General features: G+C 69.0%; 16 protein-coding genes. 4 read left to right on the top strand and 12 right to left on the bottom strand.

Annotated features, from left to right (window positions below):
* The first annotated feature begins 11 nt into the window (after window positions 1-11).
* On the top strand, window positions 12-482 hold the full coding sequence (greA, locus tag KF887_01520) for a transcription elongation factor GreA (GenBank protein QYK41852.1): 471 nt from the start codon (window positions 12-14) through the stop codon (window positions 480-482).
* 16 nt (window positions 483-498) lie between these two features.
* On the top strand, window positions 499-1,503 hold the full coding sequence (locus KF887_01515) for a hypothetical protein (protein QYK41851.1): 1,005 nt from the start codon (window positions 499-501) through the stop codon (window positions 1,501-1,503).
* A gap of 21 nt (window positions 1,504-1,524) precedes the next feature.
* On the opposite strand, the gene KF887_01510 is transcribed toward KF887_01515, so the two are convergent.
* The 5 genes from KF887_01510 to KF887_01490 form a co-directional block, all read right to left on the bottom strand.
* Window positions 1,525-2,124 (bottom strand): GNAT family N-acetyltransferase, encoded by a 600-nt coding sequence (locus tag KF887_01510; protein ID QYK41850.1) that lies wholly within the window; start codon window positions 2,122-2,124, stop codon window positions 1,525-1,527.
* A complete protein-coding gene (locus KF887_01505) occupies window positions 2,121-2,735 on the bottom strand; it encodes a hypothetical protein (GenBank protein QYK41849.1) in 615 nt (204 codons plus the stop codon). Before KF887_01505 ends, KF887_01510 begins: the two co-directional genes overlap by 4 nt.
* 22 nt (window positions 2,736-2,757) lie before the next feature.
* Window positions 2,758-2,910 carry an aa3-type cytochrome c oxidase subunit IV gene (locus KF887_01500; GenBank protein ID QYK41848.1) on the bottom strand — a complete coding sequence of 51 codons (153 nt, stop codon included), beginning with the start codon at window positions 2,908-2,910 and terminating at the stop codon, window positions 2,758-2,760.
* A 93-nt stretch (window positions 2,911-3,003) separates the two neighbouring features.
* Window positions 3,004-4,038, bottom strand: coding sequence for an MBL fold metallo-hydrolase (locus KF887_01495; GenBank protein QYK41847.1), 1,035 nt, complete (start codon window positions 4,036-4,038; stop codon window positions 3,004-3,006).
* Window positions 4,035-5,747 (bottom strand): acyl-CoA dehydrogenase, encoded by a 1,713-nt coding sequence (locus KF887_01490; GenBank protein QYK41846.1) that lies wholly within the window; start codon window positions 5,745-5,747, stop codon window positions 4,035-4,037. The genes KF887_01495 and KF887_01490 overlap by 4 nt, the downstream gene beginning before the upstream one ends.
* A gap of 112 nt (window positions 5,748-5,859) precedes the next feature.
* Between KF887_01490 and KF887_01485 the strand changes: the two genes are divergently transcribed.
* The gene (locus KF887_01485) at window positions 5,860-6,822 is read left to right on the top strand and encodes a threonylcarbamoyl-AMP synthase (GenBank protein ID QYK41845.1); all 963 of its coding nucleotides are present in this window, start codon (window positions 5,860-5,862) and stop codon (window positions 6,820-6,822) included.
* 50 nt (window positions 6,823-6,872) lie between these two features.
* Here the strand turns inward: KF887_01485 and KF887_01480 are convergent, their stop codons facing one another.
* Together KF887_01480 and lysA are read right to left on the bottom strand one after the other, a co-directional pair.
* Window positions 6,873-9,404 carry a DUF4175 domain-containing protein gene (locus KF887_01480; protein QYK41844.1) on the bottom strand — a complete coding sequence of 844 codons (2,532 nt, stop codon included), beginning with the start codon at window positions 9,402-9,404 and terminating at the stop codon, window positions 6,873-6,875.
* Window positions 9,405-9,455: 51 nt separating this feature from the next.
* The gene (gene lysA / locus KF887_01475) at window positions 9,456-10,721 is read right to left on the bottom strand and encodes a diaminopimelate decarboxylase (protein ID QYK41843.1); all 1,266 of its coding nucleotides are present in this window, start codon (window positions 10,719-10,721) and stop codon (window positions 9,456-9,458) included.
* 117 nt (window positions 10,722-10,838) lie between these two features.
* Here lysA and KF887_01470 point away from each other — a divergent pair, with 117 nt between their 5' ends.
* Complete coding sequence (locus KF887_01470; protein QYK41842.1) at window positions 10,839-11,087, top strand: SH3 domain-containing protein; 249 nt, start codon at window positions 10,839-10,841, stop codon at window positions 11,085-11,087.
* A 27-nt stretch (window positions 11,088-11,114) separates the two neighbouring features.
* Here KF887_01470 and KF887_01465 read toward each other — a convergent pair whose 3' ends face one another.
* The 5 genes from KF887_01465 to ilvD form a co-directional block, all read right to left on the bottom strand.
* Window positions 11,115-11,873 carry a class II aldolase/adducin family protein gene (locus KF887_01465; protein ID QYK41841.1) on the bottom strand — a complete coding sequence of 253 codons (759 nt, stop codon included), beginning with the start codon at window positions 11,871-11,873 and terminating at the stop codon, window positions 11,115-11,117.
* A gap of 81 nt (window positions 11,874-11,954) precedes the next feature.
* Window positions 11,955-12,332: a hypothetical protein gene (locus KF887_01460; GenBank protein QYK41840.1), complete on the bottom strand. Its 378-nt coding sequence runs from the start codon at window positions 12,330-12,332 to the stop codon at window positions 11,955-11,957.
* A 9-nt stretch (window positions 12,333-12,341) separates the two neighbouring features.
* Complete coding sequence (locus KF887_01455) at window positions 12,342-13,115, bottom strand: hypothetical protein (GenBank protein ID QYK41839.1); 774 nt, start codon at window positions 13,113-13,115, stop codon at window positions 12,342-12,344.
* A 135-nt stretch (window positions 13,116-13,250) separates the two neighbouring features.
* Window positions 13,251-13,844: a cation transport ATPase gene (locus KF887_01450; GenBank protein QYK41838.1), complete on the bottom strand. Its 594-nt coding sequence runs from the start codon at window positions 13,842-13,844 to the stop codon at window positions 13,251-13,253.
* On the bottom strand, window positions 13,825-15,561 hold the full coding sequence (gene ilvD / locus KF887_01445; protein QYK41837.1) for a dihydroxy-acid dehydratase: 1,737 nt from the start codon (window positions 15,559-15,561) through the stop codon (window positions 13,825-13,827). Before ilvD ends, KF887_01450 begins: the two co-directional genes overlap by 20 nt.
* Between the last annotated feature and the right edge of the window lie 11 nt (window positions 15,562-15,572).

Below are 15,572 nucleotides of genomic sequence, written 5' to 3'. Positions count from 1 at the left end.
GCAGAAGACCGATGGAAAAGATCCCGATGACCCGCGCGGGCCACGCCGTGCTGGACGAAGAGCTGAAGACGCTGAAATCCGTCGAACGGCCCGCAGTGATCCGCGCCATTGCCGAGGCGCGCGAACATGGCGACCTTTCGGAGAATGCCGAGTACCACGCCGCCCGCGAAAAGCAGAGCTTCATCGAGGGCCGCATCAAGGAGCTGGAATCCATCCTGTCGCGGGCCGAGGTGATCGACCCGGCACGGCTGGCCGGCGCCATCAAGTTCGGTGCCACGGTGACCCTGTCGGACGAGGAGACCGGGGAAACCCGGACCTACCAGATCGTCGGCGAGGCCGAGGCGAACCTGGAGGCCGGGCTTCTGAACCTGCGGTCGCCGCTGGCACGGGCGCTGATCGGCAAGGACGAGGGCGACAGCGTCGAGGTGCGCACACCCGGCGGCACGAAATCCTACGAAGTGGTGACGATCCGCTACGTCTGACCGGAAAGGCGAAGGCATGGCCGACCCTGCCGAAAAGCCGCTTGACCTCGGCGTCTATGGACGCGGGCCCGGGGCGGGCTGGCCTGTCGCGGACATCGTGGCGGGTCTGCTTGCCGCTGTCTGGGCGCTCGGGTTCGGCCTGTGGATGCTGCTGGCGCCGGATGAGGGCAAGCCAGGCGGCATCCTGGCGATCCTGGTGCTGTTCCTGCCGCTTGCCCTGCTGTGGGTGGCGGTGTCGATCTCGCGCCAGGTGCGGGCCCTGCGGGACGAGGCGGCGCGGTTGCAGGTGACGGTGGATGCGCTGCGCCATTCCTATGTGCTGGTGCAGCAGACCGGCGCGGCACGGGGCACGGTCGAGAAGCGGCTGGACGAGATCGCGGCGGCACAGAAGCAGACAGAGGCGACGCTGGCGATGTTCGTGTCACGCCGCGACACCGCGCTGTCGGTGCCGTCGGCCGACCGGAAGGCGGCGCTGGCGCTGCCTGCACCCGACCCGGCCGCCGAACAGCCGGCGCTGGCGCTGGGCACTCCGGCCGAGGACCTGCGGGCGCCGCTGTCGGTGGCGGACTTCGTGCGGGCCCTGCATTTTCCGGAAAGCGCCGAGGACAAGGAAGGCTTTCGCGCGCTGCGGCTGGCGCTGGAGGACCGGCGTGCGTCCAAGCTGATCCGGGCCGCGCAGGATGTGCTGACGCTGCTGGCGCAGGATGGCATCTACATGGATGACCTGAAGCCCGACCGCGCCCGTCCGGACGTCTGGCGACGCTTTGCCGCCGGGGTGCGGGGGCGCGAGATCGCGGTGCTGGGTGGCGTGCGCGACCGGTCGTCGCTGGCGCTGACTGCGGCGCGGATGCGCGAGGATCCGGTGTTCCGTGACGCCGCGCACCATTTCCTGCGCTGCTTTGACCGCACCTTTGCCGAGTTCGAGGGCACGGCGACCGATTCGGAACTGGCCGATCTGGCCGACACGCGCACCGCGCGGGCCTTCATGCTGTTCGGGCGGGTGACGGGCACGTTCGACTGAGCCGCGCGCCTGCGGCGCCGGTCAGACCGCGCGCACCATGGTGATGGCGGTGTCAAAGCCGAACAGGTGACGCAGGGGCCCCAGCCGCTGTACCCCCGCCGCACGAAAACCCAGCCGTTCGTAAAGCGCCCTTGCGCGCAGGTTGGTGTCGATCACGTCCAGGCGCAACTGCCCATAGCCACGCCCCGCCGCAAGGTCGGCCGCCGCCTCGATCAGCGCGGTGCCCACGCCCTGGCCGCGGGCGGCGCGGTCCACGCAGATGCCATCGAACAGGAAGCGTTCGTTGTCGATCTCGCGCGCCAGAAGGCGCAGCGCGGCAGCGCGCCACATTCCGCCGAAAATGCCATAGCCGCGGATCAGGTCGCGCAGCGTCGTGTCGGCAAAGGCGCCCTGCGGCGAACGGAACCCGGCAAGACCGAGCAACCTGCCATCGGCAGACAGGGCGACGACGGCATGGTCGGTGCGGATCGCGCGGGCCAGGAACGGCAGGGCCCGGTCATCCGGGCCCATGACCCGGCCGAGTTTCGGGCCGAAGGCCTGCCAGTACAGGCGCGCGCCCTCGCCGCGCAGGCCCTCCGGCAGGCCGTGGAGAATGCGCCAGCCATGTGGCGCCCCTGTCATGCCGGGTCGAAGTCCTGCACCTGCTGCAGCAGGACACCGTGATTCTTGTCGGCGTCGTCGTCGGTGTAGCGGCGTGTGGTGACGCCGGGGAGCTGGCCGAAGCCGTCCATCAGCGCCTTCGGAAACCAGGTGGACGGAAGGGATTCAAACCCCGGCACCTCGCGCAGGATCGCCGACACGGCCACCGCGCACTGCGTCTTGGGCACCGCGCCATAGGCCTTGGCCCGCGCCATCACCAGTTCCGCGATCGCGGGCGTCACCACAACCGTCTGTTCGACCACGTCATAGGTCTCGCGTGCGTGGTAGTCGATGTAGTAGCTGACCATCTTGGGGGTGACGCCGAAATGCACGTCATTCCGTTCGGGCAGGCGCGGATGATACCAGGTGCCCGCAGGATCGAACATCACGCGCTCGGAGCCGTTGACCATGAGCCCGGCATGTGCCCCGGAACCGTTCCTTGTCGAAAGAACCGTGTAGAGCGTCACCGAGGGCGGACCCGAATGCACATAGCGCGCCTGCGCCACATCGGCGTCGGGCGCCCACTTGGGTTCGGCGGTGCCGCAGGCCTGCAACGCCAGAAGGGCCGCAAGGGCAAGGATCAGGCGTCGCATCGGAAACTCGCTGTCTGGGAGATCAGGCGTTGGCAAGAGCCATGAAGATCAGGATGCCGATGGATATTCCCGCACCCCACATCGTCATGCGGATGAATCCGGCAAAGGTCTTTTCCTGCACGGAGATATCCATCGTTCCCGGGACGTGGTCGCCGTGATCGTGCTTGTCTGCCATGTCGTCTTTCCTTCCAGAACGGTCTTTGCCCCGCTTATCCGATCAGACGCGGTCTGTGAAGCGTCGCGCGCGTCGCGGGGTGACCGGCCGCCGTCATGCCGGGCGCCAGAGCCACGCACCGTCCGGGCCCTCGCCATGCAGGATCGCACCGCGCGCCGCCAGATGGTTCAGATGCGCGACGGCCTCGACCAGTGCCAGGGTGTATTCGCCGGCTCCGATCTGGCGGCGATACAAGACAGGGAACAGGTCGCAGGCCGTGCGGGGTGCTTCGCGCAGCGCGTCGAGCACGCGGGTCAGCGCGCCCTCATGATTCTCGATCATCTGTGTCAGGCGCAGTGGCAGGCCGGTGAAGGGCAGCCTGTGACCAGGCAGCACCAGGAGATCAGGGCGGGCAAGCGGCACGAAGCGGCGGCAGGCGGCCATCCAGTCGGCCAGCGGGTCGGCGGCCGGTTCGGTCGGATAGACCCCGACATTGGGCGAGATGCCGGGCAGGATCTGGTCGCCCGCGATCACGATGCCGTCGTCGGACCATAGCGTTGCGTGGTCGGGCGCGTGACCGCCACCCAGCCGCACGGTCCAGTCGCGTCCGGCAAGGTGGAGCAGGTCGCCTTCGGCGATCCGGTCGAAGCCCAGGGGCAGCGGCGCCACGACATCGGCGAAGTTGAACGGGCGTTCGGCCATGCGCGCGGCAAGGACCGCGCTGTCCATTCCGGCCCGGCGCCAGAAGGCAAGCGATTCCGGCGCGGGCGTGGTCTGGACGTCGAGCGTCAGCATCCGGGCGTAGAGCCAAGCCGTGCGGGTGGTCAGCAGGCGTGCGCCGCGTGCCTGCCACCATCCGGCGAGGCCGATATGGTCGGGGTGGTGGTGTGTCACCAGAACCCGCACCACCGGGCGCCCGGCCAGAGGCCCCGATGCGATCCTGTCCCACAATGCGCGGCCCCTGTCGCTGGCGAGGCCGGTGTCGACCAGCGTCCAGCCGTCGTCATCCAGCAGCGCATAGACATTCACATGCCCGAGCGGCCCCGGCAGGGGGAGGCGCAGCCAGAGGATGCGATCTGCCACCTGCACGGCCTCGCCCTCGGCGGGGGCCTCGGGAAAGGGATGGTGCAGGCTGGCGGGATGGGTCACGCCGCGAGGTCCGCATCCGACAGGGCGTAGAGCCCCGCCGCCCCTTCGCGCGCCTGCGCCAGAAGGGCGGCATGTTCCGGCAGAAGCCGCAGGATCGCCACGCGGGCCAGCGCGCCGCGCGGCCCCTCGCCCCCCGACACCATTGCCGCTGCCAGGTGGACATGGCCCGAAAGCACCCGGGCGAAGGCACGCAGATAGGGCACCGCGCCGGCGAAACGGTCGTTCATGTCCTGGGCCAGAAGCGTCTCGGTCGCCTCGCGCAGCGCCTCGGCAGCGTTCCAGACCGGGGTGGCCAGATCGGGCAGCAGGCCGCGCGCGGCCTCTGCACCGGCCTGCATCTCGTCGATCAGGCGGAACGCGGCTTCGCCCCCGTCCATCATCTTGCGGCCCACAAGATCCATCGCCTGTATGCCGTTGGTGCCTTCGTAGATCGCGGTCACCCGGACATCGCGCAGGAACTGCGCCGCGCCGGTTTCCTCGATGAAGCCCATGCCGCCGTGGACCTGGACCCCCTCGCTGGCGACGCGGATGCCGGTATCGGTGCCGAACGACTTGGCGATGGGTGTCAGCAGCGCGGCGCGGGCCTGCCAGTGGGCATCGCCGGTGGCGCGGCCCATGTCGATGGCCAGGGCACAGGTCAGCGCGATGGCGCGGGCCGACTGCACCTCGGCCTTCATCTCGGCCAGCATGCGGCGCACATCGGCGTGGTCGATGATCGCCCCGCTGCCTGTAACCGGCGTCTTGCCCTGCCGCCGTTCCTGCGCATAGGCCAGCGCGTGCTGATAGGCGGCCTCGGCCACGCTGACACCCTGCACGCCCACGCCGAGGCGGGCGTTGTTCATCATGGTGAACATGGCGGCCATGCCCTTGTGCGGTTCGCCCACCAGCCAGCCCTGCGCAGCGTCATACTGCATCACGCAGGTCGGCGACCCGTGCAGGCCCAGCTTGTGCTCCAGGCTGACCACCTGCAGCGTGTTGCGCCGCCCGGGGTTGCCATCGGCATCGGGGATGAACTTCGGCACCATGAACAGGCTGATGCCGCGCGTTCCGGGCGCGGCGTCGGGCAGGCGTGCCAGAACCAGATGGCAGACATTGGCGGTGAAGTCGTTGTCACCCCAGGAGATATAGATCTTCTGGCCGGTGATCGCGTAGCTGCCGTCGTCCAGCGGTTCTGCCCGCGTGCGCAGGGCACCCACATCCGAACCGGCCTGCGGTTCGGTCAGGTTCATGGTGCCGCACCATTCGCCGCTGATCAGTTTCGGGATGTAGAGCGCCTTGAGCGCATCGCTTGCATGATGCTCCAGCGCCTCGATCTGGCCCTGCGTCATCAGCGGGTTCAGTTGCAGCGACAGGCAGGCGGAGCCCATCATCTCGTTGACAGCCGATGTCACGACCATCGGAAGCCCCATGCCGCCGAACTCGAGCGGTGCGGCGATGGCGTTCCAGCCGCCATCGACGATCGCGCGATATCCTTCCGCAAACCCGGGCGAGGTGCGCACGACGCCATTCTCCAGCCGGGCGGGATGACGGTCGCCATTCCGCTGCAAGGGCGCGAGAACCGTCTCGGCCAGCTTCGCGGCCTCGGCCAGCACGGCCTCGACCGTGTCGGGTGCGGCTTCGGAAAACAGGTCGGTGGCGGTCAACCGGTCATAGCCCAGCACGTGATCCATCAGGAAACGATAGTCGGCGAGCGGGGCGCGATAGGACATGGTGGCCTCATGGGTCTTGGCAAGCAGGAACCACCGGGATAGCACCCGTGGCTTGTCCGGCAGAGTAACGCAAGGGCACCAACCGGCAACACCAACGCTGCGTCACGGGACAATGGCCACGACGACCACGACCGAGCTTATCCTGCCGGACGATCAGGGCATCGCGCGCGCGGCGGAACTTCTGCGCGCCGGGCTGCTTGTCGCCCTGCCGACCGAGACGGTCTATGGCCTTGGCGGGGACGCGCGGAGCGATGGGGCAGTTGCGGCGATCTTTGCCGCGAAGGGGCGGCCCCGGTTCAATCCTCTGATCGTGCATCTGCCGGATGTGGCAGCCGCGCGGCGGATCGGGCGGTTCGACGACCGGGCCGACCGGCTGGCGGCGGCGTTCTGGCCAGGCCCGATGACGCTTGTGCTGCCGCTGCGGGACGATGCAGGGCTTTCGCCGCTGGTGACGGCGGGGCTGGCGACGGTGGCGCTGCGGGTGCCCGCGCATCCGGTCGCGCAGCGCCTGCTGCGGGCGTTCGGCGGGCCGCTGGCCGCGCCATCGGCCAATCCGTCGGGCAGGGTCTCGCCAACGCGGGCGGCACATGTGACGGACGGGCTGTCGGGCCGAATCGCGGCGGTGGTCGATGGCGGCACCTGCGCGGTCGGGGTCGAATCGACCATCCTGGGGCTGGAGGGGCCCGCGCGGCTGCTGCGGCCCGGGGGCGTGCCTGCCGAGGCGGCCGAGGCAGTGCTTGGCGAAGCGCTGCTGCCGCCGGAAACCGGGCGCGTCACGGCGCCCGGGCAGCTTTCGTCGCACTATGCGCCTGCGGCGCGGGTGCGGATGGGCGTGACGGTGCCCGAGGCGGGCGAGATCTGGGTTGGCTTTGGCCCGGCGTGCGCGGATGCGGCGCTGAACCTGTCATCCGGGGGCGATCTGGTCGAGGCGGCGGCGCGTCTGTTCCACGCCCTGCGGCAGGCCGACGATCTGGCGGGGCCGGGGGGACGGATCGGGTTCGCCCCAGTGCCGGATATCGGGTTGGGCCGTGCCATCAACGATCGTCTGCGCCGCGCTGCCGCGCCGCGCGGCTGACGCCTGCCCACCTGATCGCCCCGGCCGCCGGGGTCGCGGTGCGCGCGCCGTCAGAACAGGTCGAGCAGGCGGCGAAGATAGTCGCGTTCCGCCTCGGGGCGGGCCTGCTCGCCCTGCCGCCGCCGGATTTCACCGAGCAGTTCCTCGGCCCGGCGATAGACATCCTCGCCTTGCAGCATGTTGCGGTCTGAACCGATGCGTGCGCCCTCGCCGGGTTCGCGGCCCAGCGGATCGCGCGGGGCGTTCGGGTCGGCGCGGCCGAAGGCCTCGCCCTGCTGGCCGTTGCCCTGTTGCTGGCGCTGTTCCTCGGCCAGTGCCTCACCCAGTGACCGCATGCCCTCGCGCATCCGGTTCATCGCTTCGGCCTGCCGGTCGAGCGCGCCCGGCAGGTCGCCCCGGCGCAGCGCATCCTCGGCCTCGCGCATCGCGCGCCCTGCCTCGTCGAGGGCCTGCCTGCCGGCGTCGCCCTGTTCGCTGCCCTCGCCGGGAAGCGGGCCACGGCCCAGCTGTCCCAGCCGGTCGCGCAGCTCACGCTGACGGTCGGCAAGACTGCCTTGGCCCTGCTGACCCTGGCCCTGCTGGCCTTCGCCCTGACCTTCACCCTGTTGCTGACCCTCGCCCTGCTGGCCGGGTTGCTGCTGCCCCTGCTGGCCGTTGGATCCGTCCTGGAGGTCGCGGAAGGCATCGTCGCTAAGGCCCTGCTGGTCGCGCAGGGTTTCCTGCAGGTCGCGCATCGCCTGGTTGCCCTGGCCGCCCTGACCGCCCTCGCCCTGCGTCACCCGCATGTTCTCCATGAGCTGACGCATCATTTCCATCAGTTCCTGCGCCTCGGCCATCCGGCCTTCCTCCATCAGGCGCTGGAGTTCGTCGAGCATTTCCTGAAGCTGGTTGCCGGAGAATTCCATGCCCTGCATGTCGCCCGACTGCTGCTGGTCGGGGTTGCGCTCGGCCTCCTCGGCAAGGCGGCGCATGTATTCGTCAAGCGCCTCGCGCATTTCCTGCATCAGGCGTTCGATCTCGGACGGGTCGGCACCGTTGCGGATCGCCTCGTCCAGCCGATCCTGCGCGCGGCGCAGCCGTTCCAGCGCCGAGGCAAGATCGCCCTCCTCGACCATCAGCGCGATGTCCCACAGCGCATCGGCAATCTCATCACGCGCCTCGGCCGAAAGGCTGGCCTTCTCCAGATCGAGCCGTCGCAGCACCACGCGCAGGCGCAGCCATGCACGCTCGTTGCGCACGAATCCCTCGGGGCGGTTCGTCACGGCTTTCAGAAGCTGCGCGGTGCGCGGCGCGTTCGTGCGGTTCCACAACAGATCCCGCCGCATCTCGATGATCGCGGCGGCCAGCGGGTCGAAGAAGCGCTTCGCAGGCAGTTCCATCGCGATGGGTTCGGCAAGGCCGATCTGGCCCGGCGCGTCGGTTGCCGACAGGCGCACCTGCACCGGCAGGTTGGCGAAAGGATGTTTCGACACATCCTCAAGCAGCGCTTCCTCGAAACTGGCGCGGTTGCCGCGGATCGGCAGCGGCAGGTCGAGGATCAGCGTCTCGCGCGGTTCGGGTTCGACGGTCAGCCCGAAGCGGCGGCTGACGGCACCAAGATCGAGCGTGATCTCGGCCCGTGCCGCCGTCACGCCGTGATCATCGGCTGCCTTGAACGGCAGGCGCATCTGCCCGTCGCCTTCGCGGGTGGCGTCACCGGTCGGCGCGATGACCGGCGGCGTGTCGGGCAGGGCGATGACCTGCCACACACGCCCGCCCGGCCCCTGGATCTCGATCTGGCCGGAACGGTTCAGCAGGAAATCCTGCGCCGGATCGGAGGCGGGCGGCACATCGGTGCCCGCGCGGCCCGATACCGTCTCGGCCAGCACGAGCTGGCCGATCTCGCCATACATCCGCACCTGAACGCGCGACCCCACGGGCGCCTCGAACGATGCGCGGTCGATGTCGTTCAGGTATAGCGCGGGCTTGCCGGTATAGGGCGGGGGCTGCACCCAGCCTTCCCAGGTCGGGCCCATGGCCAGCGCTTCGGCCTGCCCCGGGGCAAGCCCCGCAACCGTGGCCGCGCGCCAGATGGAACCGAACATCAGCGCCATGACCAGTGCCGTCAGCGCGACATAGCGCAACCCGAACGGATCGCGTCGCGACAGCCGCAGATCGGGCGGCACCGGGCGGGCGGTGGCGGCGCGGTCGGCCATGCGGCGGCGGTGAACCTGCCACACGCCGGCCGACAGCGGGTCTGCGGAACCGATTGCCTGGCTGTCGGAAAGCGTCGCCAACGGCTGGCCCGGCAGCGTCGCGTCGATCCGCGCCACCGCCTCGGCCCGCGTCGGGCGCCGGAATTCCCGCCACCCGCGCCACAGTGCCCAGCCTGCCCCGGCAAGCAGTGCGACCAGCCCGATCCACACGGCCTCGACCGGCAGGCGATCATGCAGGCCGAAGGACAACGCGGCGAAGACGCCGATCACCATCGACCAGAGCGGCCAGAAGGCCCGGGTCAGCCGTTCCGCCCAAAGCCCCGCCAGCGTCAGGGCCAGCGGCCTGCGCAGCCGTTCAAGCGTGGTCCGGTTCAGGCTGTCGGTCATGCGCCGGGCCGCCCCCCATGGGTTCAGTGCAGCGCGCGGGACGATCCCGCGTCACAGCCATTGCGGGATGGTATCCCTTTTCAGCATCTCGTCAAACGTGGGCCGGGCCCGGATGACCGCAAAGTGATCCTGATGCGCAAGCACCTCGGGCACCAGCGGGCGCGAGTTGTATTCGCTGGCCATCACCGCCCCATAGGCGCCTGCCGACCGGAAGGCGACAAGGTCGCCTTCGGTCAGGTGCGGCATCGCACGGGCCCTGGCAAAGGTGTCGCCGGTTTCGCAGACCGGCCCGACCACGTCGTAGACCGCAGGCTCGGCCCCTGGAGCGGGTTCGACCACGGGCACGATGTCATGATGCGCCGAATACATCGCCGGGCGCACGAGGTCGTTCATCGCGGCGTCGAGGATCAGGAAGTCGCGCCCCTCGCCCGACTTCACCCAGATCACCCGCGACACCAGCACCCCTGCATTGCCCGAGATCAGCCGCCCCGGCTCGATCTCGATCTCGCAACCCAGATGCCCCAGGGTGCGCTTGATCAGGTCGCCGTAGTCGGTCGGCAGGGGGGGCGCGTCGTTCCCCCGCGTGTAGGGAATGCCAAGCCCCCCGCCCAGATCCAGCCGCTCGATCGCGTGCCCGTCGGCACGCAGGACGCCCGTCAGTTCGGCGACCTTGGAATATGCCGCCGCAAAGGGTTCAAGCTCGGTCAGCTGGCTGCCGATATGTACGTCGATGCCCACTGCGCGCAGTCCGGGGAGGCGGGCGATCTCGGCATAGACATCGCGGGCCCGGGTGATCGGGATTCCGAACTTGTTGTCCTTCTTGCCTGTGGCGATCTTCTCATGCGTCCGTGCATCGACGTCGGGATTGACCCGCACGGTCACCGGAACAACCGCGCCCATGCTTGCCGCGACCTCGGACAGCGCGCGCATCTCGGGTTCGCTTTCCAGGTTGATCTGGCGGATGCCGCCCTCGATCGCCAGCCGCATCTCGTCGCGCGTCTTGCCGACGCCCGAGAACACGATACGGTCACCCGGAACGCCCGCAGCCCGTGCGCGCAGGTACTCACCCCCCGACACCACGTCCATTCCGGCGCCCAGATTGCCCAGCACCCGCAGCACCGCCACGTTCGACAATGACTTGACGGCAAAGCAGACCAGATGCGGCAACGGCGACAGCGCCTCGGTGAACAGCCGATAGTGCCGGGTGAGCGTGGCCTGCGAATAGCAGTAGAACGGCGTGCCGACCGCTGCCGCGATGTCGGGCAGCGGCACATCTTCGGCATGCAGGATGCCGTTCCGATACAGGAAGTGATCCATCTGTCCCCCGATCCCGATCGCTGCGTTCTAGCAGAGCGTGTCGTGGCCGCAATTGCCGTGCACCCTCGGGCAAACGCAAAAAAAGCGTGAATCCCTGCTCCGCCTGCCCCGCTCCGGATGCTTGGCACGCATGAGGTGATCGCCCGCAGCGGCCTGAACCTGCGCAAGGGGCCGGGCGAGCAGTTCGGGATCTCGGCAATCCTGCCGGTCGGGCATGTGGTCAGCGTGCGGGGATATGACGAACCGGGGCGGCACTGGGCCTATGTCGACCTGAATGGCGACGGTCGGGTCGATGGCTGCCTGTTTGCGGACTATCTGCAACCCACAGACGCCGAGGGGCACGAGAATGCGCCGGCGTCGGGCTGACGGCCTGCCGGTGCGCGCCTGTCGCGGTCAGTCGGCATAGTCCGAGCCCTCGCTGTCGAGGATGGCGCGCAGTTCGGCCAGATGCCGCTCGGCCTGACCGGGATAATCCTCCATCTCGCGCGCCACGCGCTCGGCCACCTCGTCGGACAGAAGCCGCAGCGGCCGGCCGGTCTGAAGCGCGCGGATGTAGGTTTCTGTAGAGCGTTCGAAGTAGTAGAGGCGCGTGAACGTATCGGCGACGTCCGACCCGATCACCAGAACGCCGTGGTTGCCCATCACCATGACCTTCTTTGCCGGGTCGGACAGTTGCGACGCAACCCGCGTGCCTTCGTCCTCGAAGGCAAGGCCGCCGTAGCCTTCGTCGATCACCACACGGTTGAAGAATGTCGCGGTGTTCTGGTCGATCGGCGGCAGGCGGCTGTCGGCCAGGCTGGCCAGCACCGTGGCAAAGATCGAATGCACATGCATCACGCAGACCGCATGCGGACACCGTCGATGGATCGCGCCGTGCAGGCCCCAGGCGGTAGGGTCGGGGGCATCGGGACCGGCCATCGTGGCGGGGTCGTCGGCATCCAGCAGCAACAGGTCGCTTGCCCGGATCCGCGCGAAATGGCGCTGGTTGGGATTCATCAGGAACCGCCGCCCGTCCGGGCTGACCGCCAGCGAGAAATGGTTTGCCACCGCCTCGTGCATGTTCAGCCGGGCAGTCCAGCGGAAGGCTGCCGCAAGATCGGCACGTTCCCTGCGCCAGACCAGGTTTGCCGTCTCGGTTTGTGTTCCGTCCATCGCCGCCCTCCGCCGCCGTGCGGGCAGAGGCTAGGGCAGGATCGCCGCCGATCCAAGCCCGACCGCCGGCTTCCGGGCCATTCAGCCCATGGTTTCCAGGCAGTGCCTGCGGAACGCGCGCTTCAGCATGTCAAGCTCGGCCCGCAGCAGATCCACCTCTGCCCGGATGTCGGCTTCCAGCGGCGTGCCGGTGACGATGGTGAAATGGGCCAGGCGCGTGCCCGTTGCGGGGTCGCGCAGGATGACGGTCTGCACCCCCTCCGACAGCAGCGTCGCCGGTATCGGCAACTGCACCGCGTAGTCACCCGCCCGTTCCGGCACCGGGGTCACGGTCAGCCCCGGCAGCGGCGTTTCCAGATGCAGTGCCTCGATGGCCGGGGGCGCGGTTCCGGCGCCGGTCAGCACGCCTTCCCAGACCCCGGCGCGAATGCGCGTCTGCGTCAGCGCGATATCCGACATGGTCCGCCCCTAGAGTTCGGCGCGCGGGCGGCGGCTGACCGTCACGTCGCGCAGGATGATCTGGTTCATCTCGGGTCCCTCGAAGATCAGGTCGATCCAGATCTTCTCGATCCGCTTCTCCGAGACATTTGTATAGGCAAGATCGAACTCGACCATCACCTCCTCCGATCTCAGCGGCAGTTCGCGCACCACCTGCTCGACGTTCGGGCCGTGCCGGATATTCAGCCGCGCGAAGATTTCCAGCGGCTTTTCCATCTCGACGATGGCATCCACGCGGATCAGGTGCCGCAATCGCAGGCCCTGCACCGCGTCCTCGGGCAGGTCGAGCACGAGCGACAGGAACGACCCGTCAAACCGGAACACATCCATCCGCAGGCCGAAGGGCGCAAGATCCTGTTCCCGGGTGTTGCGTATCTGGCGCACGGTCAGTTCCGACCGGCGGCAGTCATGGAACAGCGTCGCGCCTTCCGCGATTGCAGCCTTGCCGGGAACCGAGGACTGGCCGGGAACCGGGATCATTCCGGTCCACAGCGCGGGGCGCCAGACCCAGTCGGATCCGACCGGGCGCCGCAGTGCGTTCGACCCGATCACCGGAAGCGCCAGCCGATGCTCGGCCTCGTGGATCACGCGGTCCAGGCGACGGCGCAGCGCCCAGGCACGGCTGCGCAGGCGGCGCAGCGTGGGCAGATCGGTTCCCGCCGCTGCCTGCGCGAAGGCATCCCAGCGACGCAGCGCGCTGCGATGCAGGATACGGTCGATCAGCGTGTCAAGACGTTGTCCCATCTGGCGTTCCTGGCCTTACCCGGTGGGTTGTCGCGCATCCGCTTTGTCGCCGCAATGGAAACAATACCGGATCGGCGCGACGGCGTGCAGACTGGCACGGGGGCGTTTCGGAATGTTTGACAGCGAAGGCACGGCTCAGCTGCCCTGATTGGCGGCGCGGGTGGCGCGCAGAAAGCCGTCGATCAGGCGGCGGCCAACGGGTGCGGCAAGCGGTGCCGCGACGGTGCCTGAAACCGTCAGGGTGACCAGACGGCCGTCGATCGCCGCAACCGCCCGCCATCCCTCGCCGCCCAGGGCCGTGCCGGGCGCGCGGGCGCGGTCGGTCAGATGCAGCAGCGTCGCGCCGTCGGTCGCGATGACCTCGTGCACCGTCACGCTGTCGGCCCGGCCGGCCCGGCTGAGCATCCGGCGACCCGCCTGCGAGGTAAAGAAGGCGGCCAGTCCGGCAGGGTCGGGTGCGACGCTGCCGCTGCCCGGTATGCCGACGGTGGCGGTCAGCAGCACGGGCGAACCGGTCGCGCCCGGGCAGCGGGTGAAGGCCACGAAGTCGTTGGCGCCGATCCGGCTGCGGCTGTCCTCCGCAGCACAGAACCCGTGGGGCGCGGCCACCGCAAAGCCGGGCAGGGTTGCGCTGCCGAAGTTGACGACGCGCGGGCCGCCCGCCGGAACGCAGGCGGCGACGATCAGCACCAGGGACGCGGCGCGCGCCTTACTGATCCATGTAGACATGCGCCTCGGCCTTTGCGCCGGGGTGCGTGACCGCGCCGTGCCGGGCGCCACCCACGAGGCGGGCGTATTTCCACAGCGCGCCCGACGCATAGGCCGTGTCACGCGGACCCTTCCATTCGGCCTTGCGGGCGGCGAGTTCGGCATCCGACAGCGCAACCGACAACTCGCCGGTCAGCGCGTTCAGCGTGATCATGTCGCCGTTCCGCAGCAGGGCGATCGGGCCGCCATGCGCCGCCTCGGGGCCGACATGGCCCACGCAGAACCCGCGCGTCGCGCCCGAGAACCGGCCGTCGGTGATCAGCGCGACCTTCTTGCCCATGCCCTGGCCGGACAGCGCTGCCGTGGTCGCCAGCATCTCGCGCATGCCCGGGCCGCCCGCCGGACCCTCGTTGCGGATCACGATCACGTCGCCTTCGCTGTAGTCGCGTTTCTGGACCGCCTCGAAGGCGTCCTCCTCGCTTTCGAAGACGCGGGCGGGGCCGGTGAACACCTGTTCCTCGGCGCTCATCCCGGCGACCTTCACGATGGCGCCATCGGGAGCAAGATTGCCGCGCAGCCCCACGACGCCCCCGGTCTTCGAGATCGGGGCGTCGACCGGATAGATCACACGACCGTCAGCCTCGCGCGTGATGTGGTCAAGCTCCTCGCCGATGCTGCGGCCCGAGGCGGTGATGCAATCCTCGTGCAGAAGGCCGGCGCGGCGCAGTTCCTTCAGCACCACGGGCACGCCGCCCACCTCGTACAGGTCCTTTGCCACATAGGCGCCACCGGGGCGCAGGTTCACGAAATAGGGCGTGTCGCGGAAGATGTCGCAGACGTCGAACAGGTCGAAGTCGATTCCCGCCTCATGCGCGATCGCGGGCAGATGCAGCCCGCCGTTGGTCGATCCGCCGGTGCAGGCGACGACGCGGGCGGCGTTCTCAAGGCTCTTGCGGGTGACGATGTCGCGCGCGCGGATGTTCTTTTCGATCAGGTGCATGACGGCGACGCCCGAGGCATCGCCATACTGGTCGCGCGATTCATAGGGGGCCGGGGCGCCCGACGAATTCAGCAGCGCCAGGCCGATGGCCTCGGACACGCAGGCCATGGTGTTTGCGGTGTACTGTCCGCCGCAGGCACCGGCGCTGGGGCAGGCGACACGTTCCAGGATGTCAAGCTCCGCATCCGTCATCGTGCCGGCCTGATGCTTGCCGACCGCTTCGAACACGTCCTGAACCACCACATCCTTGCCGCCCAGCTTGCCCGGCAGGATCGACCCGCCGTAGATGAAGACCGAGGGCACGTTCAGCCGGACCATCGCCATCATCATCCCTGGCAGCGACTTGTCGCAGCCTGCAAGTCCCACGATGGCGTCGTAGCAATGGCCGCGCATCGTCAGTTCCACCGTGTCCGCGATCGCATCGCGCGAGGCGAGCGACGAGCGCATCCCCTCGTGCCCCATGGCGATGCCGTCGGTCACGGTGATGGTGGTGAACTCGCGCGGCGTGCCGCCGCCCTTCTTGACCCCCATCTTCACCGACTGCGCCTGCCGGTTCAGGGCGATGTTGCAGGGCGCGGCCTCGTTCCAGCAGGTCGCGACGCCGACCCAGGGCTGGTGGATTTCTTCCTCGGTGATGCCCATGGCGTAGAAATAGCTGCGATGCGGCGCGCGGGCGGGGCCTTCGGTCACATGGCGGCTGGGAAGCTTCGACTTGTCGAAACGCTGGTTGTTGCTCATGGGCTGTCCTC

This window comes from Paracoccaceae bacterium (genome assembly GCA_019454225.1).
Classification (GTDB): Bacteria; Pseudomonadota; Alphaproteobacteria; order Rhodobacterales; family Rhodobacteraceae.
The sequence above is the reverse complement of the archived record's forward strand: the minus strand, read 5'-3'. Positions and strand labels throughout refer to the sequence as shown.

Excerpts from the sequence above, each read along its gene's own strand:
- KF887_01490 (QYK41846.1), bottom strand. The coding sequence starts at position 5,747 with ATGTCCTATCGCGCCCCGCTCGCCGACTATCGTTTCCTGATGGATCAC.
- KF887_01460 (QYK41840.1), bottom strand. The coding sequence starts at position 12,332 with ATGTCGGATATCGCGCTGACGCAGACGCGCATTCGCGCCGGGGTCTGG.
- KF887_01455 (QYK41839.1), bottom strand. The coding sequence starts at position 13,115 with ATGGGACAACGTCTTGACACGCTGATCGACCGTATCCTGCATCGCAGC.
- KF887_01450 (QYK41838.1), bottom strand. The coding sequence starts at position 13,844 with ATGTCTACATGGATCAGTAAGGCGCGCGCCGCGTCCCTGGTGCTGATC.
- KF887_01465 (QYK41841.1), bottom strand. The coding sequence starts at position 11,873 with ATGGACGGAACACAAACCGAGACGGCAAACCTGGTCTGGCGCAGGGAA.
- KF887_01470 (QYK41842.1), top strand. The coding sequence starts at position 10,839 with ATGCTTGGCACGCATGAGGTGATCGCCCGCAGCGGCCTGAACCTGCGC.
- KF887_01515 (QYK41851.1), top strand. The coding sequence starts at position 499 with ATGGCCGACCCTGCCGAAAAGCCGCTTGACCTCGGCGTCTATGGACGC.
- KF887_01500 (QYK41848.1), bottom strand. The coding sequence starts at position 2,910 with ATGGCAGACAAGCACGATCACGGCGACCACGTCCCGGGAACGATGGAT.
- greA (QYK41852.1), top strand. The coding sequence starts at position 12 with ATGGAAAAGATCCCGATGACCCGCGCGGGCCACGCCGTGCTGGACGAA.
- KF887_01505 (QYK41849.1), bottom strand. The coding sequence starts at position 2,735 with ATGCGACGCCTGATCCTTGCCCTTGCGGCCCTTCTGGCGTTGCAGGCC.
- lysA (QYK41843.1), bottom strand. The coding sequence starts at position 10,721 with ATGGATCACTTCCTGTATCGGAACGGCATCCTGCATGCCGAAGATGTG.
- KF887_01510 (QYK41850.1), bottom strand. The coding sequence starts at position 2,124 with ATGACAGGGGCGCCACATGGCTGGCGCATTCTCCACGGCCTGCCGGAG.
- KF887_01485 (QYK41845.1), top strand. The coding sequence starts at position 5,860 with ATGGCCACGACGACCACGACCGAGCTTATCCTGCCGGACGATCAGGGC.
- KF887_01480 (QYK41844.1), bottom strand. The coding sequence starts at position 9,404 with ATGACCGACAGCCTGAACCGGACCACGCTTGAACGGCTGCGCAGGCCG.
- ilvD (QYK41837.1), bottom strand. The coding sequence starts at position 15,561 with ATGAGCAACAACCAGCGTTTCGACAAGTCGAAGCTTCCCAGCCGCCAT.